The sequence below is a fragment of the Phaeobacter sp. JH204B genome, from assembly GCF_048055755.1.
In the GTDB taxonomy this organism is placed as follows: Bacteria; Pseudomonadota; Alphaproteobacteria; order Rhodobacterales; family Rhodobacteraceae; genus Phaeobacter; species Phaeobacter bryozoorum.
In genome coordinates this window covers 196,049-218,663 of record NZ_JAYMXF010000017.1, presented here as the reverse complement: position 1 = coordinate 218,663, position 22,615 = coordinate 196,049, and the positions used below count along the sequence as shown (strand labels likewise).

The 22,615-nt window shown below is 60.1% G+C and carries 24 protein-coding genes; 10 read left to right on the top strand and 14 right to left on the bottom strand.

Annotated features, from left to right (window positions below; genetic code table 11):
* Positions 1-51: 51 nt before the first annotated feature.
* From VXL81_RS09740 to VXL81_RS09705, 8 genes are all read right to left on the bottom strand, one after another.
* Complete coding sequence (locus VXL81_RS09740; protein WP_416554035.1) at positions 52-432, bottom strand: DUF2946 family protein; 381 nt, start codon at positions 430-432, stop codon at positions 52-54.
* 114 nt (positions 433-546) lie between these two features.
* The gene (locus VXL81_RS09735) at positions 547-1,770 is read right to left on the bottom strand and encodes an NnrS family protein (RefSeq protein WP_416554033.1); all 1,224 of its coding nucleotides are present in this window, start codon (positions 1,768-1,770) and stop codon (positions 547-549) included.
* A gap of 32 nt (positions 1,771-1,802) precedes the next feature.
* Entirely contained in the window at positions 1,803-1,973 is a 171-nt protein-coding gene (locus VXL81_RS09730) for an NnrT protein (protein WP_416535503.1), read from the bottom strand.
* Between the two features lie 65 nt (positions 1,974-2,038).
* Complete coding sequence (locus VXL81_RS09725; protein ID WP_416535502.1) at positions 2,039-2,221, bottom strand: protein NnrT; 183 nt, start codon at positions 2,219-2,221, stop codon at positions 2,039-2,041.
* 1 nt (position 2,222) lies between these two features.
* The gene (locus tag VXL81_RS09720; protein WP_416554031.1) at positions 2,223-4,160 is read right to left on the bottom strand and encodes a nitric oxide reductase activation protein NorD; all 1,938 of its coding nucleotides are present in this window, start codon (positions 4,158-4,160) and stop codon (positions 2,223-2,225) included.
* A 4-nt stretch (positions 4,161-4,164) separates the two neighbouring features.
* A complete protein-coding gene (locus VXL81_RS09715) occupies positions 4,165-4,959 on the bottom strand; it encodes a CbbQ/NirQ/NorQ/GpvN family protein (RefSeq protein WP_416539623.1) in 795 nt (264 codons plus the stop codon).
* Between the two features lie 2 nt (positions 4,960-4,961).
* Positions 4,962-6,320, bottom strand: a complete 1,359-nt coding sequence (locus tag VXL81_RS09710) for a cbb3-type cytochrome c oxidase subunit I (protein ID WP_340547704.1) — start codon at positions 6,318-6,320, stop codon at positions 4,962-4,964.
* A 12-nt stretch (positions 6,321-6,332) separates the two neighbouring features.
* Positions 6,333-6,785, bottom strand: coding sequence for a c-type cytochrome (locus VXL81_RS09705; protein ID WP_340547703.1), 453 nt, complete (start codon positions 6,783-6,785; stop codon positions 6,333-6,335).
* A 133-nt stretch (positions 6,786-6,918) separates the two neighbouring features.
* Here VXL81_RS09705 and VXL81_RS09700 point away from each other — a divergent pair, with 133 nt between their 5' ends.
* Positions 6,919-7,143 carry a DUF1858 domain-containing protein gene (locus tag VXL81_RS09700; RefSeq protein WP_340547744.1) on the top strand — a complete coding sequence of 75 codons (225 nt, stop codon included), beginning with the start codon at positions 6,919-6,921 and terminating at the stop codon, positions 7,141-7,143.
* Positions 7,144-7,198: 55 nt separating this feature from the next.
* Here VXL81_RS09700 and VXL81_RS09695 read toward each other — a convergent pair whose 3' ends face one another.
* A complete protein-coding gene (locus tag VXL81_RS09695; protein WP_416535498.1) occupies positions 7,199-7,888 on the bottom strand; it encodes a Crp/Fnr family transcriptional regulator in 690 nt (229 codons plus the stop codon).
* Between the two features lie 296 nt (positions 7,889-8,184).
* Here VXL81_RS09695 and nirK point away from each other — a divergent pair, with 296 nt between their 5' ends.
* Entirely contained in the window at positions 8,185-9,408 is a 1,224-nt protein-coding gene (nirK, locus tag VXL81_RS09690) for a copper-containing nitrite reductase (RefSeq protein WP_340547701.1), read from the top strand.
* A gap of 38 nt (positions 9,409-9,446) precedes the next feature.
* Positions 9,447-10,205, top strand: coding sequence for a formylglycine-generating enzyme family protein (locus tag VXL81_RS09685; protein WP_416554029.1), 759 nt, complete (start codon positions 9,447-9,449; stop codon positions 10,203-10,205).
* A gap of 2 nt (positions 10,206-10,207) precedes the next feature.
* On the opposite strand, the gene VXL81_RS09680 is transcribed toward VXL81_RS09685, so the two are convergent.
* Together VXL81_RS09680 and VXL81_RS09675 are read right to left on the bottom strand one after the other, a co-directional pair.
* The gene (locus tag VXL81_RS09680; RefSeq protein WP_416554027.1) at positions 10,208-10,816 is read right to left on the bottom strand and encodes a TetR/AcrR family transcriptional regulator; all 609 of its coding nucleotides are present in this window, start codon (positions 10,814-10,816) and stop codon (positions 10,208-10,210) included.
* A 90-nt stretch (positions 10,817-10,906) separates the two neighbouring features.
* Entirely contained in the window at positions 10,907-11,914 is a 1,008-nt protein-coding gene (locus VXL81_RS09675) for an AraC family transcriptional regulator (protein ID WP_416554025.1), read from the bottom strand.
* A 155-nt stretch (positions 11,915-12,069) separates the two neighbouring features.
* Here VXL81_RS09675 and VXL81_RS09670 point away from each other — a divergent pair, with 155 nt between their 5' ends.
* Entirely contained in the window at positions 12,070-12,510 is a 441-nt protein-coding gene (locus VXL81_RS09670) for a cupin domain-containing protein (protein ID WP_416554023.1), read from the top strand.
* 131 nt (positions 12,511-12,641) lie between these two features.
* A complete protein-coding gene (locus VXL81_RS09665) occupies positions 12,642-14,129 on the top strand; it encodes a flavin-containing monooxygenase (protein WP_416554021.1) in 1,488 nt (495 codons plus the stop codon).
* Positions 14,130-14,205: 76 nt separating this feature from the next.
* On the opposite strand, the gene VXL81_RS09660 is transcribed toward VXL81_RS09665, so the two are convergent.
* Together VXL81_RS09660 and VXL81_RS09655 are read right to left on the bottom strand one after the other, a co-directional pair.
* Complete coding sequence (locus VXL81_RS09660) at positions 14,206-14,790, bottom strand: MOSC domain-containing protein (RefSeq protein WP_416538071.1); 585 nt, start codon at positions 14,788-14,790, stop codon at positions 14,206-14,208.
* A 103-nt stretch (positions 14,791-14,893) separates the two neighbouring features.
* Positions 14,894-15,451, bottom strand: a complete 558-nt coding sequence (locus VXL81_RS09655) for a MarR family winged helix-turn-helix transcriptional regulator (RefSeq protein WP_340547694.1) — start codon at positions 15,449-15,451, stop codon at positions 14,894-14,896.
* 83 nt (positions 15,452-15,534) lie between these two features.
* Between VXL81_RS09655 and VXL81_RS09650 the strand changes: the two genes are divergently transcribed.
* The 5 genes from VXL81_RS09650 to VXL81_RS09630 all read left to right on the top strand — a co-directional run bounded on the left by VXL81_RS09650 (position 15,535) and on the right by VXL81_RS09630 (position 21,505).
* Positions 15,535-16,293, top strand: coding sequence for a hypothetical protein (locus VXL81_RS09650; RefSeq protein WP_416554019.1), 759 nt, complete (start codon positions 15,535-15,537; stop codon positions 16,291-16,293).
* 243 nt (positions 16,294-16,536) lie between these two features.
* Positions 16,537-17,442 (top strand): LysR substrate-binding domain-containing protein, encoded by a 906-nt coding sequence (locus VXL81_RS09645; RefSeq protein ID WP_416554017.1) that lies wholly within the window; start codon positions 16,537-16,539, stop codon positions 17,440-17,442.
* A gap of 89 nt (positions 17,443-17,531) precedes the next feature.
* Positions 17,532-18,686 carry an aromatic ring-hydroxylating oxygenase subunit alpha gene (locus VXL81_RS09640; RefSeq protein ID WP_416554015.1) on the top strand — a complete coding sequence of 385 codons (1,155 nt, stop codon included), beginning with the start codon at positions 17,532-17,534 and terminating at the stop codon, positions 18,684-18,686.
* A gap of 15 nt (positions 18,687-18,701) precedes the next feature.
* On the top strand, positions 18,702-18,941 hold the full coding sequence (locus VXL81_RS09635; RefSeq protein WP_416535487.1) for a hypothetical protein: 240 nt from the start codon (positions 18,702-18,704) through the stop codon (positions 18,939-18,941).
* A gap of 143 nt (positions 18,942-19,084) precedes the next feature.
* Positions 19,085-21,505, top strand: coding sequence for a GcvT family protein (locus tag VXL81_RS09630; protein WP_416554013.1), 2,421 nt, complete (start codon positions 19,085-19,087; stop codon positions 21,503-21,505).
* Positions 21,506-21,576: 71 nt separating this feature from the next.
* Here VXL81_RS09630 and VXL81_RS09625 read toward each other — a convergent pair whose 3' ends face one another.
* Positions 21,577-22,584, bottom strand: a complete 1,008-nt coding sequence (locus VXL81_RS09625) for an Ldh family oxidoreductase (protein WP_340547688.1) — start codon at positions 22,582-22,584, stop codon at positions 21,577-21,579.
* Positions 22,585-22,615 lie beyond the last annotated feature (31 nt).

Below are 22,615 nucleotides of genomic sequence, written 5' to 3'. Positions count from 1 at the left end.
TCCAGGCCTTTTTTCGCTGCCGGTGTGGCAGCGCATAGTTTGCAATTGACGTCAGAGAAGGAAGGTCAATGGCGCTGGAGGGGCCCGGGTGCGATGTGCCGGACCACGCGGGCGGTCTCGGCGCAGCGGTTTGACGACGGCTGCGCGTGTTCTCGGACGCTGTACCAAGCTCAGGCCGGGCGTTTCTGGATGGCTCGGCATCAGGGCCGCAGCGGTCAGTCGGCAGGCCTCACATTTTGCAAGAGCACCGTGATCTGGGTCCGTGCTGTCACCACAGAGATCGCTTAATGTGCCGCCTGCGGCGACAAAGGCGGCATAGTCGGGCGAGTCAACGGCGCGGTCATGGCGATGTGCAAATCCGGTGCCGACCATGGCCAGCACCAGTGCTAGCATCATGGCCAGCCGTGGCAGGATATGTACCGCGAATCGCATGTGTAGTGTGTTACTTCGACTGCGGCGTGATGGCGAGTGATTCTGCTGTATTACTAAGGTTTTGTGAGCAAAATCATTGCACTAGGTTGGTACAGTCCCGACGATGGTGTCGCGCTAGGTGTCCGTCGCCGGTCGTCGGGTGGAGACCAGGGCCCGTCCGAAGAGCAACGCGAAGCCGAAGAAGGCGATGCACCACGCGATTGCCGAGATCAGATAGAGCTCATGCGCTATATCAGACCCGCTGTTCGCCACAAGCCGCGCGAAGGTGGCTATGATGATCGCCAACAGGAGCAGCCGGGTGCCTGCTCCTGCGACCAGTGGGCGGCCGGTATGTCCCAGCGTGGCGCGGATCATGACGGCCAGCGTCATTATGCCAATAGCCCCGGCCATCCACAGATGCTGGGCGGATGCGGGATCCAGCGGCAGCCGCAGCAGCCGGATCGAGGCCATCAGGAGGGCGCCGATGGGGATCATTGCGTAAGCCAGGTGCAGAATGCCCAGCAGTGGCTCCGCTCCTGTGTGATGTCCCTGCCAGCGGACCAGTCGCAGCATCTGCGCAACACCAAAGATGGCCAGCGCCGCTGCGGCTGCGATGTGATCTGGTACAGCAACCCATATGGCCAAGGTCGGCAGGCTGAGTGCCAATGCGATTTTGTCCAGAGATTGCATTGGATCCGCAGGGCGCACATCAGCCCCCTGTTTGACCAACCAGTTCCGGGTGAAACTGGGGATGATACGTCCGCCGATCAGACAGATCATTCCAATCGCGTTGGCCAGTCCCAGACGCAGCCCCAACCCCTGTGCGGGATAGCCGCCCGCAGCCGTTTCCAGATGCAGCAGAAGCAGCGCCAATGCGTGTATTGCCAGCAGTAGAAGGATGACGAGGTTGCGCCAGTTCTTTCCTGCGATGATCTCGCGCAGGACCACGGCGCCAAGCATGAGTGGAAAACTCACATCGGCCAGAGTGACGGTCCAGACCGGAAGAAATGCACCACATAGCGTCACGAGACGTCCCGCCATCCACAACAGAACCAGTGCCAGCAGCGGTCCTCCGGTGAGCGGAGCGCGACCGGTCCAGTTTGGCACGGCGGTAAGCAGAAAGCCCGCGAGAACGGCGCTGAGGTAACCAAAGAGAAAAGACTTCGCGTGCCAGGATACAGGATCAAGCCTGAGCGGTAGGGGCAGCGTTCCGCCGAGCAGCCCGATCCAGGCGATCATCGCCAGCCCTGCCCAAAGCGTCGCAAGCAGGAAAAACGGCCGGAAACCATAGGAGAGTATCTGCGGGGTGCGCAATGTCGTTGTGGTATTTCCGGCATCTGCCTTGGTGGTCACGGCCATGGGTCAGCTCCGCTGGTAATCGGGTAACAGGTTCAAGATTGCGGCACTTCGGCGCTGTCCATAAGGCGTCGGATATGTCCGGCAAAGGCGTAGGTGGCGGGCAGGGCGATTACCGCACCTATGATGATCGACGGGGATATGCCCAGAACGGGCAGACCCAGCCAGCTGGTGATCAGAGCAGCGAAATATACGTTCAGTGCCATCGCACCGGCGCCAAACGGGTAGAGTGTGACGGCTATGCGCAAGCGCGACCAACCGGCTCGCGCAGTCATCGCCGCATCACCAGCATGTGCACCGCCGCAAGCGCCATAACCAAGGCGATGCAGGCCAGTGCAAACCAGAATTCGGCAGTTGCCGATTGCGCCTGCGGAACAGGCCGGTCAAAGCCCTTGGCCATGGCGGGCGAAGCGACGGTCGCGGCGCAGGATAGGATGAGCAAGATACGGCGCATGTCAGTTCTCCTGTGTGAGTGTTCGGTAAATGTCGGGCAGCGCGCGGGTCAGCCGTGTGGGATCCGACAGCAGTGAAAACCCGCCGCGTCCGAAAATTCGGGCAAACCAGTCCTGACCGTCTTCGTCGATGATGATGCCGTGCAGGCGCTGGCCTGCGCGCCGGGCTGTCCGAACGGCCATGCGGCTGTCTTCGATGCCATGCTGGCCTTCGTAATGGTCCAGATCGTTGGGTTTGCCATCGGTGAGGATAATCAGCAGCTTACGGCTGGAGGACTCCTTTGCCAACTGCCTGCTGACGTGGCGGATTGCGGCGCCAAGCCGTGTATAATGGCCCGGTTGCAACGCGCCGATATTGGCGGTGACGTCCTCAGACATCGGCGTGTCGAACCCCTTGCAGCGGGTCAGGAAAACGCGATCGCGGCGGAGCGAGGAGAACCCCCAGATCGCCAATCGGTCGCCGGCCACGTCGATCCCGAACGCCAGCGCCGCCATGGCATTACGCGCAATCTCAATCACGCTGCTGTCCGCAATTGCGGCCTCGGTGGAACGCGATGTGTCGATCAGAAAGGCGACCGATAAATCCCGCTGTTGCTGGCGTGTGTTCTGCCAGAGCCGGTCACTGCCGCGCCCTGTTGCGGCCAGCTCGGCGCGGGCGCTGATCACCGCATCGAGATCCAGCTCGGCGCCGTCGATCTGGCGCGGTTGCAGGATCCGGCGTGGACGCAGGGCCTCGAACTGGCGACGGACGCTGCGGATCTGGCGCGGATTGGGGCGGAAGGGACGTGTGGTGTCAGGCTGCGCTGCGGCCTCCAGCACGCGGCAATGATCCGCCATCTCGCTTTGGCTACGATGGTTCCATTCGGGATAGGTGAATTCAGCGCTCAACCGTTCGTGTTCGGCATCTGCGGGCGACAGGTCCAAATGCAGTCGAAGCCGCGAGGCAAGGCGACGGTCGTGTTTGGTCAGAGTTATCAGATCCTGATCCTCGGCGGCCTTCTGGGCATTGTCCGGATCGTCGTCATCAACGCTGCGGTTGATATTCATGGATTCGACCCAGGACAGGATTGATTCAAATCGGTGCAGGATGAAGCTGTCCTTGCGACGGGCCTGCTCCTGGTCTGCACGCACGCCAAGCTTGCGTTGGCTCATGGTGGCGGCGGCCAGTGGCGTCCTTTGGTCATCAGGATCGGCCGCAGCCGAGGCGGAACTCTCGGGGGAGGAATAGCGCAGCCAGATCGGCACCGGAGCGAAGGGCATGTATCTTTGGGACCTGCTGCTGTCTCTTGAGGGAGTGAATTCGCCCCAGTCGGCCGCCATGGCCCAAGGATCCAACGACAGGGCGGCGACGATCTGCTCTGCCACTGCGCGTTCGGCCGTATGCAACGGTCGTGATTGGCGTTGTGTCACACATAGAGCGGCCATCCGGAGATAGGCGGGCCGCAGGCCCGGACAATGTTGGGCAGCCCGCCTGCTGGCGGCAATGTTGGCCCGGATCCGGGCCATGTCCAGCGCCTGCGTAGGCATGTCGGCGCGCGGGTGCAGTTCTGCTGGATCGGTTGCCGCCGCCAGCGCAACAAGCCAGAAATAGGCGGCCCGGTTCAGATCGTAGCTGGGAAAGCAGGCGATCACCGGCGGCAGGGCCAGCCGGGTGCCGTCATAGCAGGGGATATATTCACGCAGCCGGTCAGCGGCGATCCGATGGCCGAAGGAGCGACGATGCTGCGCGACGGTAGCGGGGGTTTCGACCAATTCCACAGAGGCAGTTCCCCCCAAGGCGCGAAACAGGACGGCAAGGCTGCGCCGCAGGTCCTGCAACCGGCAGGCCGCAGCAGATAGCATTTCACCATCCGTTGCGACCTCACCGGCGAGATTGCTGGCCATATCGTGCCAGAGGTTGCCAACAGTTTCCTCCGGCTCCATCAGGTCGAGCAATTTCATGGCGCTACCCGTAGATCGTGGCGATCAGATCGCGCAGCGCTTGTTTGATATCCTCTTCATCGGTGAGGGGCTCGATGATCGCGGCGTCCAGTGCCGCTTCTATCGCCATGCCGCTTTGGATCAGGCTGGCGGTGTAGATCAGCAGCCGGGTCGAGACACCTTCCTCAAGATCCATGCCCGACAGCGACCGGATGTGCCCGGCCAGCCGGACCAGAGGCTGAACACGGGACGGATCCAGGCCGCTTTCCTGCGCAACGATGGCGATTTCCGCCTGCGGGTGCGGGAAGTCGAAGCTGGCTGAGAGAAAGCGCTGACGTGTTGAGGGTTTGAGACGCTTTAGCACGTTCTGGTAGCCCGGATTGTAGGAGGCGACCAGCATGAAGCCTGGCGGCGCCACCAGCTCCTCTCCGGTGCGGTCGATCATCAGCCTGCGGCGGTTATCTGTCAGAGGGTGCAGCACAACTGTCACATCCTTGCGCGCCTCGACGACCTCATCAAGATAGCAGATCCCGCCTTCTCGGACAGCCCGGGTCAGTGGTCCGTCGACCCATTGGGTGTCGCCGCCCTTCAGCAGGTAGCGGCCAATCAGGTCGGCGGCCGAGAGGTCATCGTGGCAAGCCACAGTGTATAGCGGGCGGCCGAGCCGGGCGGCCATATGTTCGACGAAACGTGTTTTGCCGCAGCCGGTTGGCCCCTTTAGCAGAAGAGGGAGACCCTGGCTGTATGCGGTTTCGAACAGGGTGCATTCGCCTGCAATTTCAGAGTAGTGCGGGATCGCGCAGGGGGTTTGCATATTCATGGCTATTCTCCTGCGATGGTGCTGGTCTCATGGACCGGGCCCGGTGCGATCAGCTCGTCCCGACGCACCACGAGCAGCGCATAGATGAACAGGAGGGCGCCAATCACAACGGCGGCCCCGGCGCCAAACCGCATCAGGTAGAAAATCGCCAAACTATCCTGAACATCCATGTAGTAGTCGCCAATGACGCGCTGCATATGGGTCTGGATGGTGCCAGCAAAGGTGAGGACGAAGGTCATGAAGGCCATGCCGCCGGTCATCAGCCAGAAGCTCGCCATGTTCAGGACCTGGTTATAGGGTGCCCGTCCACGCAGCATCGGCATGGCATAGGTGAAGACCGCGAGATTCAGCGCCACATAGGCCCCGTAGAAGGACAGATGCCCATGTGCAGCAGTGATCTGAGTACCGTGGCTGTAGAAGTTGACACCATGCAGGGTATGAAGGAACCCCCAGACACCGGCGCCAAAGAACGCCACGGTGCTCGATCCCAGCGACCACAGAAGCGCGGCCTTGTTGGGGTGGTTCTTGCGCCCCTTCCAGACCATCACAAAGGCAAAGGACATCATCAGGAAGAAGGGGATCACCTCAAAGGTGGAGAAGATCGAGCCGATCCACTGCCAGTAGCCGGGCAGGCCAATCCAGTAGAAGTGATGTCCGGTGCCGAGAATGCCCGAGAACAGCGCGGTGGCAACGATGACATAGAGCCATTTTTCGACCACTTCACGATCCACGCCCGTCAGCTTGAGCAGCAGGAAGGCCAGAATCGCCGCCATAACCAGTTCCCAGGTCGCTTCGACCCAGAGATGGACGACGAACCACCAGTACATTTTGTCGAGGGACAGGTTCTCGGGGTTGATAAAGGCAAAGACCCAGAGCAGCGACAGCAGCCACAGGCCCATCAGGAGCACGTTGGTAATGGCGGTTTTCTTGCCCGCGAGCACGGTCATCGACACATTGAACAGGAAGATCAGCGCGGCCACGAGGATGCCGAATTTCACCCAGAGCGGTTGCTCCAGAAATTCGCGCCCTCCGTGGATGCCCACCAGATAGGAGCCAACAGCGCCAAGTGTGCCGATCATCAGGATGGCAAGTTGCAGATAGGCAAGTTTGACCGAGAAGATCTCCCGTTCGGATTCCTCAGGGATCAGGAAATAGGCAGCGCCAAAGAACCCAAGCAACAGCCAGACGATCAGCGCGTTGGTGTGGATCATGCGAATGATGTTGAACGGCAGAAGCTCGGACAGGAAATTGGGGGCGACATAGATCCAGCCTGCCAATAGCCCGCCGATCACCTGAATTCCGAACAGCGCCAGAGCGCAGATGAAATAGGCCTGAGCGACCTTCTGAGATTGATATTTCATTGTGTCTCTCCCTTAGCCCGCGTCATTGGGCGGCCAGCCCTGAGTGTCGGTCTGATCGGCCCATCGCAGAAATTCGGCCAGGCCCCGGATCTCTTCGTCGGTGAGTTGGAAATACGGCATCTGACGGCGACCCTCGACACCGCTGGGCTGGCTCTCCATCCAGTTCTTCAGTGTCTCGAAGGCCTCTTCCGGTTCGTCCTGAACGCCCCAGCGGGTCATGACATTGCCGACTTCGGGGGCAAAATAGGCACCTTCGCCGTGCAGCGTGTGACAGTTGATGCAGGAGTGACGCTCCCAGACACGTTTGCCGAGGCTGACCTCTTCGGTCAGGGGCATTCCTGCGGTCGAGGTGGTCACGACGTAGCGGTGGCTGTGCACGGTCATGCCAATAAACACGACGACGAAGAAGATTGACCCTCCGTAGAACACATTGCGCGCCCGCGACTTGGTCAGAAATTCAGCCATGGCTTGGCCCTTTCCGGCAGTTGCTGATCATCCGGTGATAGCGCGCGGCGCAGCGGCAAAGGTTGCGCAAGCGCAAGGTTCGGCGCGATTGCGGCTGTTAGCGTGATATCGAAGAGAGGACAGGCTTGTGAAATTGCCACCAAAACTGGATGACCCTGACCTGCCGCTTGACGTGCTGCTGACCACCTGGCCGGAAACACTGCGGGTTTTCATGGATCATGGCATGTTGTGCGTCGGCTGCATGGTCAGCCCATTTCATTCGGTTGCAGAGGCCTGCGCCGAATATCACCTTAACGAGGATATGTTTCGCCTCGAACTGGCTGAGGCAGTTCGCTTGGCTCGCGGCGACCGGGGTTAAGTCGGTTCCTGCGGCCAGCGATGACGCTAGGCAGGCAAGCCGACCCGCTGCGCGATCAGGGATCGCTGAGCAGCATCAGTCGATGCGGATCACAGATTGTGATCTTCTTGCGTTTGCTGCTGACCATGCCGTCTTTTTCCCAGGCACTCAGCAGGCGGCTGACCGTGTGCAGCGTGGTGCCGGTCAGTTCAGATACATCCTGGCGGGTGATCGGAAATCCGATCTCGATGCCCTCGGCCACCTTGACACCGGATTGATTGATCAGCCGCAGCAGCGCACGGGCGATGCGCTGTTCGACATGCTGGGTCGACATTTCCATGATGCGGGTGTTCATCTCACCCACCCGGGCGCCGACAGTTTTATATGTCTCAGTTGCAAAGCCCGGGTAGTCAGCGGTGAAGCTGTTCCACAGCGAGGTCGGCCATGACAGGATCAGCGCCTCACTGGCGGTCACAGCCGTTGCAGGGTAGCGGTCCTGTCCCAATGCCTTGGCGATACCGAAGAGCTGCCCGGATGGGATGTGGAGAGAGGTGACCTGATCGCCGTCGCTGGTGATCCTGACGACGCGGATGGTGCCGTCCAGAAGCAGGTAGAAGCGATCAGCAGGCGCCCCTTCTTCAAAGATGGTCTCTCCGGGTCCGAGGCCGCGGCTGCTTGCCTGATCAAGAATTCTGCGGATCTGGATATCCTCCAGCTGCGAGAAGGGCGGCAGCGGTCGAAGCAGGCTTTCATGTAGGTGGCGCACGGCATCTCCGAACAAGGAACTGGTTCATCCTATCGCGATATCGCGGTGATGGTCACCCATGTCTTTAGTCTGTTGCCGCTCTCGCAGCCAAAAAGCCGCGCCGTCTTTGCGCTGCCGCAAAGTTCTGTCGGGTGTGACGAGCTAGATTAATCGCGACACCAAGACCTGCGGGATGCGCTGTCTTTCGGCTGCATCGGCGCAGGAAAGGACGCCTCCGCCCCTGAGCGGCCGGAGACCCCTATTCCACTCACAACGCCCGCCGATTTTGGGCTGATCGAATGATAAGGAGAGTGACAATGACCAAACGCTTCAATCCCGGACTTGCACCGACAAGCCGTCGCAACGTTTTGCGTGGGACAGTTCTGGCGAGTGCTGCGGCCCTGACCGGCGGACTGGCATCCGCGGCGAATGGTGCAGCCCGTCGGGCCGCTGTTCCGCCACTGCGCGGCGCGGCGCCGCGGTTCATTCAGGCCGAAGCACAGGCTCAGGCCGAGGCGGCGCCGGTTGATCTCTCCGGCTATACCCGCGTCAAACAGGAACTGGTTGCACCTCCCTTTGCCCCCAAGCACGAGCAGGTCGCAACCGGTGGTCCGAAGATCGTCGAGATCGAGTTGATCACAGAAGAGCGACTGATGGTTGTGGATGAGGATACCGGCGCCGAAATCTGGGCGTTGACCTACAACGGGTCGGTCCCCGGTCCGCTGATTATCGTGCATGAAGGCGACTACGTCGAACTCACTTTGCGCAATCCGACCGATAGCCAGATGGAGCACAATATCGACTTCCATGCCTCGACAGGGGCGTTGGGCGGAGGCGGTCTGACCCATGTCTTCCCCGGCGAAGAAACCGTCTTGCGCTGGAAGGCAACCAAGGCCGGCTGCTTCACCTATCACTGTGCGCCGGGCGGCGCGATGATCCCATATCATGTCACGCATGGTATGAATGGTGCCATTATGGTGCTGCCGCGCGATGGTCTGAAAGACGGTGAGGGTAACCCGCTGCGCTATGACAGTATCGCCTATATCGGCGAGCAGGATTACTATCTGCCGATGGATGAAAACGGCGATTACCGGACCTACGATTTGGCCGGTGACGACTACGCCGACAGTATCGAAGCGATGCGCACTCTGGTGCCGACCCATTCCGTGTTCAATGGTGCGGTTGGCGCGCTGACGGGTGAAAACGCCCTGCGGGCCAAGGTCGGTGAGACCGTTCTGATGATCCACAATCAGGCCAATCGCGACTCGCGTCCGCACCTGATTGGTGGGCATGGCAACTATGTGTGGGAAACAGGGTCGTTCACAGATGCGCCGCTGACTGGCATCGAGAGCTGGTTCGTGCGCGGCGGAAGTGCCATGGCGGCGATGTATACCTTCGAACAACCCGGCGTTTATGCCTATGTGAACCACAATCTGATCGAGGCGGTTCTACTGGGCGCCACAGCGCATTTTGTGGTCGATGGGGCCTGGAACAATGCGCTGATGGAACAGGTGGTTGCTCCCCGCAGCTTTGAAACCTGAACGGCTGCGCCACCAGCGCTTGCAGAAGGAAAGCCCACATGACTGCCGCCATTTCGCACGATATCGGGAACCGGATAGCCCTGCTGGGTCTTGGCCTGGCTGTGGCGGCAGCGCTGATCTGGGCGCTTGGACAATATCTCCCTCGCGGGCCCATCGGGTCGGCGGGGGAGAGTGTCCATCCAGAGCTGGTTCTGGCCGCCATGGAGCCAGATGCTGGGCGCGGACTTTATGTCATGAGACATGAAGTCACCGTCGCCGAGTGGAACCGCTGTCACGCAGATGGGATGTGCAGCCTAGAGCTGCGCACTCGCGCCAATCAGGATGCAAAGACAATGCCTGCAACGGGAGTGAGCCATGTTGATGTGAGCCAGTATCTGGCGTGGATCAATGCGGGCAGTGATGGCGGCTATCGCCTGCCAAGTGTTGCGGAATGGGCCTATCTCGCGGAGCCGGTACTCCCAGCCGAGCCTGAACCGATCTTTAGCGATCCCGATCTTAGCTGGGCTTCGGCCTATCTCCTTGGTGAGCAGCGCAGCCGGACGCTGCGCCCCCAGGGCAGTTATGCAACTTCGCCTGATGGTGTTGTCGATCTGGATGGCAACGTATGGGAATGGACGCAGGACTGCTATGCCGGCGAGTCCGGGGCCAGCCCCGATCGTTGTCCGGCTTATTTCGTTGCGGGCGAGCATCTGGCGGCAGTTCCGTTTCTTGTCCGCGATCCCGCTCGTGGGGGCTGTGCAGTAGGGTCACCCCCGGCGCATCTGGGCGTGAGACTTGTCCGTGATACGCCCATCTGAGGTTATTCTGCCCTAACTGCCGCAGTGATGAATCCTTGCAGGTTTGCGCGCATACGCCGGATCGGAACCCTGTCCAGGACACTGCGATAGGCGCTGCCTTCGATTAGATCGACAATCATCTGCGCCGTACCTTCCGGATCGAGATCGCGGCGCATGTCACCTGTGGACATACCGCGTTCGATTACCTTGGCGAGGGCTGCAACCAGCGCGTTTCGATTGTCCAGAAACAACCGAGCGATATCGGGTTTGCGGATGGCCTCGCTGGTGATCTCCAGACCCAGAATAACGTTTTCAGGCACTGCGAGATATTTGGCATAGGATTTTACAAAACTGTCGAGCAGTTTAAGCGGCGGGCGCGCTTGGGTGAGCGCGTCGATAAACGGCGAGAGTTCCTGTCGTTCCAGCGCAGCAATTTCGACCAGCACATCATGTTTGCCGGGGAAATGATTATAGAGATTCCCGAGGCTGACGCGGGCGCGCGTCGCGATATCGCGGACACCGGTCTGGTGATAGCCAGTTTCAAGAAAACATCTGACTGCCGCCTCAAGGATCTGCTGCCGTCGTTTGGCGGTGGTCTCGGTCCGGGTGAGTTTGGGCTTGCCGTCTGACATCAGTGTCCTGAGGTGAATGCTCTGTCGCGCAGCTGTGCGGGTCTGCGGAGAGATGTAGCCTCCGCGCAACAGGCTGACAAGGTCGAGGCCCTAAGGGGTGTATTGCCGCCGCGCGGTTTGGCTGGGCGAATGCCCGAACCGTCCCTTGTAGTCGCGCGCAAAACGGCCCAGGTGGGAAAACCCGTTGGAAAATGCAGCGGTGGTGACGTCGGGTGTGTCGCGCTGCGCCATCAGTTGATAGTGGGCCGCATCCAGTCGCGCGTTGCGCAGTACCCGCATCGGGCTCTGCCCAAAAGCGCGGCGAAAGCCCTTTTGAAGGGTGCGGACATTCATGCCCGCATGTTCCGCAATGTCGGTCAGCTGTATTGGGTTGCTGAGATTGGCGTGGATGAAGTCCATCGCCGCGCGAACGCCGGGTGGCAGGGACCCGTGGTCAGCCCGTTCAATGATGTGGGAGATATTGCTGGGCAGCCGCGTCAATAGCTCTCGCGCCAGATCCTGTTCCACCCGGATATCCGAACCACGCAAACGCCCCTGGAACAAAATGCCGACTTCTGCCGCCTGAACGCAGGCACAGACCATCTGCCGCAGCCGCCGACCGCCAGGAGCAAGCAGATCGACGCGGCTGGCAAAACGGATTGGCCCCGGCAGTTCTGCTCCGATCAGCTGCCGCGCAACCGTTTCAAGGTAATTCCGGTCGATCTGAAGCAGCAGCTTGCGGCAATCGGCGCTCCACCGCATCAAAGCGTCCCGATCGGGATTGAGCACCGTTGCAGTGGTTACGTCGGCCAGGATCTCGGCGCCGCGATGCCGGACGCTGGCCTGGCCGCAAAGCGGGATCTGCAACAGGTAGAACGAGTCCAACATACCGGGGTCAATAGTCACATCGGCGCCGTAGTGCAGGTAATTGATCGAGCAGTGACGCCCGGCTGCGTGATTATGGCGGACCGCGAGATCCTGATGCCGTTTGGCGAAATCCAGCCGGTGATCGCAGAATTTCTGCCCCACCCGGTGGCGTGCCTCGTCCAGATCCCCGGTGCGCAGCAGCGGATGATTGCTCAAATGCTCAACTGTGTCCGGGTTGGCTCGGATGGCCATCTTGCCTCCAGATCAGAGGACTGCAGCTTAGATTGCCCCGGAGATATTTCAAGCCTCAACCATCCTGCCATCAATTGGGTTCGTTTTCTGGATAATCGAATGTGCGACGCTGGTGCAGTCTGGCGGCATTAGATCAATTTCAGGGAGGAGACGTCATGGAAAAAGGGATCACCAAGGCAAAAGACGGTATTCGCGGCATGTCCTGGACCGTTGTCGGGCAGACCTATGTGCCCAAGTTGCTCAGCACCGATGCCTTCATATGGGATGCGGTTCTGCCGGCCGACACCTTTGTACCGCCGCATATCCATCCAACCCAGGACGAATGGATCAGTGTCCTGTCGGGGGAGCTTGAGGTGGAATTTTCGGGCGATGTGCATAAGGCGTGGCCGGGGGATACAGTGCGTATGCCCAAGGGCGAAGCACATGCGATATTCAACCGCTCCGGTGCTGAGGCGCATTGTATTTTCGGCGTCGCGCCCGCGCGCAAACTGTTTGACCTGTTCATTGAGCTGGACGGTGTGACCGACCCGGGGGAGCTGGTGCGTCTCTCTGCGCTGCATGAGGTCGATTTTCTGCCACCCCCGGCTGACGCATGAGCAATCCGGAGCGCGGGTAGGGCGGTGCCACCGTCCAACCCCGTTCCGGCAGGAAACACACCGGCCTGCGGGGAGGCAGGTGAGGGACAGAACGGTTCATCGCAGATTGGATCGAGAGGGGAGAACAGGATATGACAACACGCAAAACAGTTGCGGTTATCGGCGGCGGTGTCAGTGGTCTGGCTGCGGCCAAAGCCTTTGATGAACGCGGCCACCGGGTGATCGGTTATGAACGCAGCCATGATTTCGGGGGTGTCTGGGAGCTGTCGCGGTCATACCCGGATGTGCAGACACAGTCGCCGAAGGATCTATATTGCTACACCGATCATCCGATGCCCGCAGATTACCCGGAATGGCCGAAAGGTCCGCAGGTTCATGCCTATCTGCATTCTTACGCGCAGAAACACCGGCTGGCGCGACTGTTCCGGCTCAACACTTCCGTTACGGCGATGGAGCGGCGTCAGGATGGGCAGCCCGGCTGGACCCTGACCCTGGAGGCCGCCGGGAAGAGCTGGCAACAGGATTTCGATTTTGTTGCGATCTGTACGGGTCAGTTTTCGGAAAAGAACATCATCACCCATCCCGGTCAGGACGCATTCATCGCCCGTGGCGGACAGGTGATACATTCATCTGATTATACGGATCCCGGCATGATTGTGGGCAAACATGTGGTGGTGCTGGGCGGCTCTAAATCGGCCACCGATATTGCTGTCAATGCGGCCAAGAGTGGGGCGAGATCTGTTCGGCTGGTCTATCGGGAGAATGTCTGGCGGGTGCCCTATTATGTCGGCGGCATCAACTTCAAGAAGCTGCTATATATGCGGGCGCAGGAGCAGCAGTTCAATCAATGGGATAAGTCGCCTTTTCAACGCGGTATCGCCGCGCTGCTGAAGCCTCTGGTCTGGGCCAATTTTCGCGGTTTGGAGACCCTGCTGAAGCTGCAACTGGGTCTGAAGAAGCACAATATGGTCCCCACCACGCCGATTGAAAAAGAGGTGTCCTGCTCGGTCCCGATTGTGACTCCAGGTCTGTTTGAGGCGTTGAACGATGGCAGTATCAAGCCCGTTATCGGCACGTTTGAGAGTTATCAGGAGGAAGGTTTGCGGCTGAGTAGCGGCGAGGTGGTGCCATGTGATGTGGCGGTGCTGGCGGTTGGCTGGAAGCTGGGTGTGCCCTATCTGGCGCAGGAGTATCGTGACAAGTTGATCGAAGACGATGGGCAGTATCGCGTTTATCGCCTGTCGGTGAACCCGGATCTGCCCGATATGGGGTTTGTTGGTTTCAACTCCAGCTTTTGCACGGTCCTGTCGGCCGAGATGATTGCCAATTGGCTGGTTCGCTATGCCGATGGCAAACTGGCTCACCAGCCCAGCCGGGCGGAGATGGAGCAGAATATCGAGATGATGCTGGACTGGCGCCGTCGGGAGCGACCTGCGGCGCAGGTCTATGGCGGTCTGTGCTCAGCACCGTTTCATTTCAAACACTTCGACGAGCTTTTGGCCGACATGGGAGCACAACTGCGCAAGCGCAAGAATCCCCTGGTCGAGCAATTCTCGCCCCCGGATGCAGCGGCTTATGGGCAGTTTCTGGCCTCGGCCCCGCAGTATCAGGCCGGCTAACGCTGCCAGATCGGGAAATAGGCTGGCGTCGAGGGGGCGATCATGGCTGCGTCCTGGACGCCGGGTTTCACAGCGCCTAAGCCTGCACGCCGCCCAGTCGGGCGCTGGTGTCTTCGCCCGCGTCGCCGCCTGCCATTCGCGCAAAGGCGGCGCGCCAGCCTGCGGCGAGATCAGCGAGATCGGCCAGGCTGGCGGCCTCTCCGGCTGTGATCTTGCGAGTCAGCCTCGCATGGGTCACGCGGTGTACGGTCCATTCGGGATGGCGCCGTTCGATAAGCCTGATCTCGTCGTGCGTCTGTGCCGCCCCCGGCTCAAGGACGCGGTAGTACCATCCGGTGCGGCCGGTCTTCTGGAACAGGTAGGGCATCCGCTTGTTCTGAGTATAGAGACCGAGTTTCCAGCAGGGCTGTCTGCCCTGGCTGATCTGAACGACAGCACTTCCCAGTCGCAGGATGTCTCCGATGCAGAGGGTGTCCTCAGTCAGCCCGTAACTGGCGATGTTTTCGCCAAAAGCTGCCGGAACCGCTGTCGGAGGCAGCTCGGCCTCGTCCTGCCACAGGCGGTAGTGCTCGCTGGCGTAGTGGTGGATTGCCTTGTCCGCTCCACCATGCACCGTCAGATCGGCCTGCGAGTCGCCGGTGAAGCCGTTGATGTCGATCATCTGAGATCCGGCGACTGGGGACTTGTGAATGGCGGTTGGCGGTTTGTCGGCCCATGGGCTGTGGACAGCGCCATGAAAAATGCCCGCGATCGGGGCGGATAGGTCAGGTGGTGTCATCTGAAAGCGCCTTATGTTCAACACATATTAAATCTCGATCGCCGGGCTGCAGCGGAAGCTGCAACAGGGTGCAATACCCATCGGCAGGGCCTGCGTCGTGATAGGCGCAGGTCCTGCACAGGCCAAAGGGGCGCCCGCCACGGGCTTCCAAAGCCGCACGCAGGGTCGCGCTGAGCGCCTCTTCCAACGCGGCGGTTTCCGCGTCCTGCATTGCGGTCAATGCGCCGCCGATGACCGAAGGCGCTTCGGCCAGTGCCTGCCCCTCAGCTGTCACCCCGTAAGAAATCGAACGCTGATCGCCAGTTTTTGGCTCTTCGCGCACGAACCCTTTTCGGGCGAGTGTCTTGAGCGTTTGCGACATGGTGCCGCGTGTGGTGCCCAGATAATCGGCCACATGCGAGGGCGCCCGTGAGTAGCGATTGGCGCGCGCGAGGTAGTCCAGCGCCGCTGTTTGGGCCGGATTCAGGCTGTCAGACCATCCCCCGGCGGCGTCGAGACGGGCCAGACGATTGATGAGCGCGCGGATGCGGTGGTGTGATGTCATGAAAAATTGATATCGACTCGAAATCAAAACTGCAATAACTCTTATTTGGTAGCGAGTCGCTACGAAATAAGATGGAGACGAAAATGACACGATTTCTAGTGACGGCTGCGATCCTGGGCCTCGGTGCGGCGGGCGCGACCGGCGCGTTCGCCGATGGCGATCATGCCGTGCATCAGCAGGGCGCTATTATCTCGGCATCCGATGCGGGGAAGACGGCATCCTTTGATATTCTTGCGGCTCATGCGCACCGCAAGGGGAACACTGTCACCTTCCACATGACGACAAATGGCAGCGCTGGCGCGGATACGCCCGAAGCAGTCGGTTCGGTCGGCGGGGCTGAGGTTTTCTCCTATGTTTGGCCGACCTCGCTTGACCCGGCTGCCGTCGGGTTTGAGGCAGGCAGCGGAATACTCGCGCTGGCTGCAACCAGTCACCCGGACTTTGACGACACGCCATTGGTGGATGAAAACAACGACGGCGATACCGGCAACGACGGTCTCCTGTGGCACAGTCATTGGGTGGTTCTGACCCCGACCGAAGCCTGCGGGCCGGGCGCGTTGGCGGTGCGTGACATTCCAGAAGGCGCCACCCCGCAGCTGCCGGCCACCTGGCCGGGGCTTCCGATCTATCTGGATAGCCCGGGATTTACGCCACTGTTCAACGGGCCGGAAGTGACTGTGACGGTCGGATTTCGCAGCGATGTGACTCTGGCTGATCTGGCGTATGATGGTGTTACGTCGGCCCTGCGCGTCAATGCAAATGTGCATGCGCCGTTGCTCTGCGTGGTGGATGTTTTCGATATTGCATCGGGCGACCTGACCCTGCCGGGAAAAATCAACTGAACGCAAATGGCGCGGCACATGTGCCGCGCTACCTCATGCTCATGAACTATCGGTGCTGGGATCGTGATTTGAGGCGTTTCAATAGATTTCGGAACGGTTGCCCCGGCCGATGTTGGCTCGGCAGGGGCCGGAGGTGATGAATACGATCTCTCACCAACGCATTTGGATTTGCCATTCAATTCGAAAACCACTCATATTCAGGTGAGCTGACTTAACCCCTGGCCCCACGAATGGCGGCGCATCATGTCCAGACGACACTACGACCTGCCGCCGCTAACCACATTGGCGGCCTTTGAAACCGCAGCCCGGCACCTGAGCTTCAAAAATGCGGCGCAGGAACTGTCTGTGACACCCGGAGCGGTCAGCCACCAGATCAAGGCTCTCGAAGGCGAGCTGGGTGTGGCGTTGTTCCAGCGGAAACATCGCGGTGTCGAGCTGACGCGCGAAGGTCAGGCGCTGTTTGAGACTTTGGCCACATCGTTCCGGCAGATCTCGCGGCAATTGTCTAAGACCCGTCAGATGGGCGAGGAAGATGCCGTGACCGTCGGATCGACGACGGCGGTCGCAGCCTTTTGGCTGTCGCCGGTGATCATCCGATTTTGGCGTGATCATCCGGATTTGAACATTCACCAGATCACCCAGGATCGACCATTTCACGACACGCGGGAGTTCGATTTCTTTATCAGGTATGGGCGTGATCCCGACGCTACGCTGGCCCATACGGCGATCTATCGGGATCAACTTGTCCCGGTTGCCCGGCCGGATATCGCCGAAGGACTGGCGGGCTCATCGCTACAGGATCTGGCAGCGCAGCGGCTGATCCATCTGCACAACGTCAGTCAGAGCTGGACCACCTGGGTCGACTGGTTCCACGAGTTGGGTCATCGGGGCGACATTTCGGTTGGCACCCGCGTGACCAGCTATTCAGTGGCGTTGCAAATTGCCCGTAAGGGGGCGGGCGTAGCGCTTGGCTGGAAGCGGCTTATCCAGCCGATGCTCGACAGCAAGAAGCTTGCCATTGTCGGCAATCAGAGCGTTCCGGCACCGCAAGAGTTCTATCTGGTGGGTCTGCCGGATGATGAACTGTCGCCGAATGCCCGCAAGTTGAAAGCCTGGATCCTGTCGGAGGCAAGCCGCAGTTCGGTTTAGTCAGGCTCATTCATGAATGAGGTTTTCCCCTATTGAGCGGAATTGATCCGATCCTCCAATAGGGAAAAGCTCACGCCATGGAGAGTTCGATGAACACGCATACCCCCCTGTCGTCCGTGCTGACCGAGGTAAACACGGCAAACGGCCTGCCAAATGAACACTATGTCGACCCCCGCGTTTTCGATGAGGAAAAGCGCTCGGTTCTTTTTGCCAATTGGTCAGGAATTGGGTTTGGCAAGGATATTCCGGAACCAGGCGATGCCAAACCGGTCGACTTTCTTGGTATGCCGCTGCTGCTGGTGCGCGACCGAAACGGTGACATCGGCGTGTTTCAAAACACCTGCCGCCACCGGGGTATGATCCTGGTGGACAAGCCACAGAAAATCCGCGGGGCCATACGTTGCCCCTATCACAGCTGGTGCTACGGGCTCGACGGGGCATTGCGTGCGACCCCGCATATCGGTGGTCCCGGGCAGAGTACCCATGTCGATGTCGACATCAGCAAGCTTGGCCTGATCCGCGTCCGGGCGCATATCTGGCGAGACGTGATTTTTGTGAATGTCGATGGAGAGGCGCCCGAGTTCGCCGAAGCCCATGCCGCATTGCTGGACCGCTGGCGCGAATTTGAGACACCGATTTACCACGGTGGCGAAGGGTCATCGCTCAAGCTGGAGGTGGCAACCAACTGGAAGCTGGCGGTCGAAAACTACTGCGAGAGCTATCATCTGCCGTGGGTTCACCCCGGGCTTAACAGCTATTCGCGGTTGGAAGACCACTACAACATTGAAGAGCGGGGAAAATACTCGGGTCAGGGCACGCTGGTCTATCGCCAACTGACCGACGAAGCCGGTGCGAAACTGCCGGATTTCGACGGGCTGAGTGATCAATGGGATGAGGGTGCGGAATATGTCGCGGTCTATCCCAACGTTCTGTTGGGGGTGCAGCGTGACCATAGTTTCGCGATTGTTCTGGAGCCGAAGGACTGCGGGCATACGGTCGAGCATATCGAGCTTTACTATGCCAGAAGCGAGCGGGACACGCCGGAACTTGATGGTTTGCGTGCCTCTAATGCTCAGCTGTGGAAGACCGTCTTCGAGGAAGATATCTTTGTGGTGGAGGGCATGCAGAAGGGGCGTCACGGCGTGTTGTTCGATGGCGGCCGGTTCTCTCCGGTGATGGATGGGCCAACTCATAACTTCCATCACTGGGTGGCGACCGAGGTTCAGAAAGGTCGTGCAAAATGAGCGGGTTCCTGAGCCATGGAACGCGATGAGCTTGATCGCGCCCTGTTGCAGGCGCATGCCGCAGATGATGGCGCGGCTCTCGTGCGGCTCTATTCACTCGCCGCCGATTATGCAGAGGCGGCCGACGATATCGACAGGGCCTGTTTTTACCTCACGCATGCCTTTGTCTTTGCTCTGGAACTCGGCGCGCCCGAAGCCGATCCGCTGAATGCGCGGCTTGCGGCACGGGGGCGCGTGCAGCGCCTCAGCTTCTGACATGTCACAGACGGGTATTTGTGCTGAAAAACCGGCTGGTATGGTGACCTGTGCGACCGGCCACAGGCACCAAGCGGTTCAACCGATAGCGGAGGCAGTGTGGATCGCTGCTCCGTTAAGATAGGCTCTTGAAGGGAGCAAAGATGCGTAGAGAAGCACAGGCAGTTGTCATCGGTGGAGGGGTTATTGGGTGTTCAATCCTCTACCACCTGACCAAACTGGGATGGTCAGATGTGGTGCTGCTGGAACGGAACGAGTTGACGTCCGGGTCCACCTGGCACGCGGCGGCAAATATCCACGGGTTGCATGACAGCACCAATATCAGCCGTATCCAGCACTATACGATGTCTCTCTACAAGGAACTGGAAGCTGAGACCGGACAGAGCTGCGGCGTGTTTCAGCCTGGGTCCCTCTATTTGGCGCAGACAGTGGAACGTGAACACCAGCTGAGGTTGCAGGCCGCAAAGGCCAAGCTCTATGGGATGAATTTTTACGAGATCAGCATCGAGGAGGCCAGGCGCCTGAACCCGCTGGTCAATTACGATGGCATCCGCTGTGTTATGTATGAACCCGATGGTGGCAATGTCGATCCCTCTGGCGTGACGAATGCCTATGCCGTCGGGGCGCGCCAGCGGGGCGCCGAAATCCATCGTTTCACCCCTGTGACGGCGACCGAGCAGCAAGACGATGGCAGCTGGATTGTTAAGACGCCCAAAGGAGATATCCGCACGCCTTGGGTGGTGAATGCGGCAGGGCTCTGGGGCCGCGAGGTCGCGGCGCTGGCGGGGATCGAGCTGCCGTTGCAGCCAACTGAGCATCAGTATTTCGTTACCGAGACCATGGCTGCCGTGGCCGCGCATGGGACCCGCCTGCCATCCGTCAGTGACCGGGACGGTGAGTATTATCTGCGGCAAGAAGGGCAGGGGCTGCTGGTTGGCGCCTATGAAAAGGATATGAAGTTCTGGGCCGAGGAGGGCACGCCGCTCGACTTTGCACATGATCTCTTTCCAGATGATCTGGAGCGGATCGAAGAGAACATGATGAACGCCATCGAACGCCTGCCTGCGGTTGGTGACGCTGGCATCAAGCGTGTCATCAATGGTCCGATGATCTGGTCGCCGGACGCCAATGTCCTGATGGGGCCGGTGCCCGAAATTGATGGATATTTCTGCTGCAATGGCATTATTCCGGGTTTCTCGCAGTCCGGCGGTATGGGGCTGATGGCGGCGCAATGGATCATCGAGGGTGAGACCCAATATGATATGTTCGCCTGGGACATGGCGCGATTTGGCAGTTGGGCGACCAAAGATTTCACCAAGGCGCGGGTGCGGGATCAATATGCCCATCGCTTTGCCATCCATTTTCCCAATGAAGAACGCAGCGCTGGTCGCCCGGCACGGACGCGGCCGATATATGAGCAACAGGCGGAAATGGGCGCGGTCTTTGGCCTCAACGCCGGTTGGGAACATCCCCTCTGGTTTGCAGAAGCGCCCGGCGCCAAGGATACCAATGGGTTCACCCGTCAGAACTGGTGGGGACCCGTTGGCGATGAGTGCAGAATGCTGCGGTCCCGTGCGGGCATTATCGACATATCCAACTTTGCCAAATACCGGTGTGCGGGACCCGGGGCCGAAGAATGGCTGAACGCGGTCTTTGCCAATGCGATGCCAAATGCGGTGGGACGGTCCTGCCTGACGCCGCTGATTTCGAAACGCGGTGGGATTGCCGGGGATTTCACGGTGACCCGTGTTTCTGAGGATGAGTTCTGGATCATCGGATCCGGCATGGCCGAGCGCTATCACAAGCGATTCTTCAAGGAGGTGCCGCTGCCAGAAGGCACTATGTTCGTGTCACTGACAGACGAGATCTGCGGTTTCAATGTCGCGGGGCCGAAATCACGTGAGATGCTGCAACGCCTGACAAATACCTCCCTCTCGACCGATGAGTTTCCGTTCATGCGTTCGGCCTGGATTGATCTTGCCGGGATTCAGGTGCTTGCACTGCGGGTTTCTTTCACCGGCGATCTGGGATGGGAGCTGCATTTCAGGCGCGAAGATCAGCCGCGTCTCTACTCGGCGCTCCTGGCTGCTGGTGAGGAGTTCGGCGCAGGTCCTGTCGGGAGTCGGGCGTTGATGTCCTTGCGGATCGAAAAAGGTTACGGCTCTTGGAGCCGGGAATATAGCCCGGAATACTGGCCGCAGGAGGTCGGGCTGGACCGGCTTTGCAAGTTGCAAAAAGACTTCCTGAACAAAGCTGCCGCAGAAAAGGTCCTCGAGAACCCGGCACGTGAACGGATGGTTCTGCTGCATCTGGATGAGGCCGGAACGGCAGCTTCCAATGCCGATGCGACCGGCGGAGAGCCTATTTTCAAGGATGGTAAGGGGATCGGCCGCGTAACCTCGGGCGCCTATGGATACAGCGTGGGCATGTCGCTGGCGCTTGGCTTTGTTCGAGAGGCAATGCCCGGTGATGCGGTGGAGGTCATGGTCCTGGGGCGTCCACACCGGGCGGTCATTCTGGCGCGACCGCCGTTCGACCCAGATGGTGCCATTCTGCGGGGCTAGCGTTCAGGAGAACGAATAAAGGAGGCCATATGGCCTCCTTTATCGTGGTGTCTTGTGTTCCTCGCGACGGATCAGAGAAGGTCGCGGACCTTCTCCAGCAGTGCGGCGTTCACGGCGACGCCTTCAGACGCGGCGCGTGTGCGGCAGCCACGACGACCATCGCCCGGCAGCCGTGCGCCATCCTGATCATGGATTGATGCGATCAGGTCGGTCAGCCGGTCGTGGAATGCGCCGCCCGAGGTTGCTGCCGGATCGATCGCAATGAAGAACTGGCCGGTTTTTGGTGGCCCACCCGCGGTGCCAGAGAAGGGGCTGGCGACGGAGCCGAGGGTCGCGCCGGTCATGGCAGCCGCCATCAGTTCAACAGTCAAGGCGATGCCGACGCCCTTGTATCCGCCGGAAGGAACCATTGACCCCTTGAGCCCGGCCTCGGGATTGGTGGTTGGTTGCCCGTCAGCATCCAGCACCCAGCCTTCGGGGACCGCTTTGCCCTCCCGGGCGTGTTTCATCACTTCGCTCTTGGCAATTGTGCTGGCGGACTGGTCGATCAGCAGAGCGGCATTCCCGTCTGCGTCCGGGGCCGCGATCGAGAAGGGGTTGGTGCCGACAACCGGCTTCGCACCGCCGGAGGGCGCGATCGAGGCGGGCGCATTGGTGAAACCGATGCCAAGCAATCCTGCCTGCGCCAGCCGTTGCGTGTGAACTCCGAGGACACCGCAGTTGTAGGAGTTGTTCACCGCCAGAACCGCAACCCCCATCTCGCGGGCCAGCGGGATCAGTTTTTCAAAGCCGAGATCAATGGCGCTATGGGCAAAACCGGTCGCTGCGTCCACGGTGACAACCGCCGGGCGGGGCTGATCCACAACCGGCTTTGCCTGACCATCCACCTTTCCACATTCGACATGCTGGGCATAGATCGGGATATAGGCCAGCCCGTGCGAGGCGACGCCATCGGCTTCGGTCATGGCGGTTGCAACAGCAAGGGGGCGGGCGTTGGCTTCGGAGGTGCCGGCCTTGACCAACACGCGGAAGGCCAGGTCTTCGATTTCGGCAAGGGTCAGGGTTTCGGTTGCGGTCATATCGGGCTTTCTGTTTTTCAGTCTTCGGGTC

Excerpts from the sequence above, each read along its gene's own strand:
- VXL81_RS09740 (WP_416554035.1), bottom strand. The coding sequence starts at position 432 with ATGCGATTCGCGGTACATATCCTGCCACGGCTGGCCATGATGCTAGCA.
- VXL81_RS09735 (WP_416554033.1), bottom strand. The coding sequence starts at position 1,770 with ATGGCCGTGACCACCAAGGCAGATGCCGGAAATACCACAACGACATTG.
- VXL81_RS09730 (WP_416535503.1), bottom strand. The coding sequence starts at position 1,973 with ATGGCACTGAACGTATATTTCGCTGCTCTGATCACCAGCTGGCTGGGT.
- VXL81_RS09725 (WP_416535502.1), bottom strand. The coding sequence starts at position 2,221 with ATGCGCCGTATCTTGCTCATCCTATCCTGCGCCGCGACCGTCGCTTCG.
- VXL81_RS09720 (WP_416554031.1), bottom strand. The coding sequence starts at position 4,160 with ATGAAATTGCTCGACCTGATGGAGCCGGAGGAAACTGTTGGCAACCTC.
- VXL81_RS09715 (WP_416539623.1), bottom strand. The coding sequence starts at position 4,959 with ATGAATATGCAAACCCCCTGCGCGATCCCGCACTACTCTGAAATTGCA.
- VXL81_RS09710 (WP_340547704.1), bottom strand. The coding sequence starts at position 6,320 with ATGAAATATCAATCTCAGAAGGTCGCTCAGGCCTATTTCATCTGCGCT.
- VXL81_RS09705 (WP_340547703.1), bottom strand. The coding sequence starts at position 6,785 with ATGGCTGAATTTCTGACCAAGTCGCGGGCGCGCAATGTGTTCTACGGA.
- nirK (WP_340547701.1), top strand. The coding sequence starts at position 8,185 with ATGACCAAACGCTTCAATCCCGGACTTGCACCGACAAGCCGTCGCAAC.
- VXL81_RS09685 (WP_416554029.1), top strand. The coding sequence starts at position 9,447 with ATGACTGCCGCCATTTCGCACGATATCGGGAACCGGATAGCCCTGCTG.
- VXL81_RS09680 (WP_416554027.1), bottom strand. The coding sequence starts at position 10,816 with ATGTCAGACGGCAAGCCCAAACTCACCCGGACCGAGACCACCGCCAAA.
- VXL81_RS09675 (WP_416554025.1), bottom strand. The coding sequence starts at position 11,914 with ATGGCCATCCGAGCCAACCCGGACACAGTTGAGCATTTGAGCAATCAT.
- VXL81_RS09670 (WP_416554023.1), top strand. The coding sequence starts at position 12,070 with ATGGAAAAAGGGATCACCAAGGCAAAAGACGGTATTCGCGGCATGTCC.
- VXL81_RS09665 (WP_416554021.1), top strand. The coding sequence starts at position 12,642 with ATGACAACACGCAAAACAGTTGCGGTTATCGGCGGCGGTGTCAGTGGT.
- VXL81_RS09660 (WP_416538071.1), bottom strand. The coding sequence starts at position 14,790 with ATGATCGACATCAACGGCTTCACCGGCGACTCGCAGGCCGATCTGACG.
- VXL81_RS09655 (WP_340547694.1), bottom strand. The coding sequence starts at position 15,451 with ATGACATCACACCACCGCATCCGCGCGCTCATCAATCGTCTGGCCCGT.
- VXL81_RS09650 (WP_416554019.1), top strand. The coding sequence starts at position 15,535 with ATGACACGATTTCTAGTGACGGCTGCGATCCTGGGCCTCGGTGCGGCG.
- VXL81_RS09645 (WP_416554017.1), top strand. The coding sequence starts at position 16,537 with ATGTCCAGACGACACTACGACCTGCCGCCGCTAACCACATTGGCGGCC.
- VXL81_RS09640 (WP_416554015.1), top strand. The coding sequence starts at position 17,532 with ATGAACACGCATACCCCCCTGTCGTCCGTGCTGACCGAGGTAAACACG.
- VXL81_RS09635 (WP_416535487.1), top strand. The coding sequence starts at position 18,702 with ATGGAACGCGATGAGCTTGATCGCGCCCTGTTGCAGGCGCATGCCGCA.
- VXL81_RS09630 (WP_416554013.1), top strand. The coding sequence starts at position 19,085 with ATGCGTAGAGAAGCACAGGCAGTTGTCATCGGTGGAGGGGTTATTGGG.
- VXL81_RS09625 (WP_340547688.1), bottom strand. The coding sequence starts at position 22,584 with ATGACCGCAACCGAAACCCTGACCCTTGCCGAAATCGAAGACCTGGCC.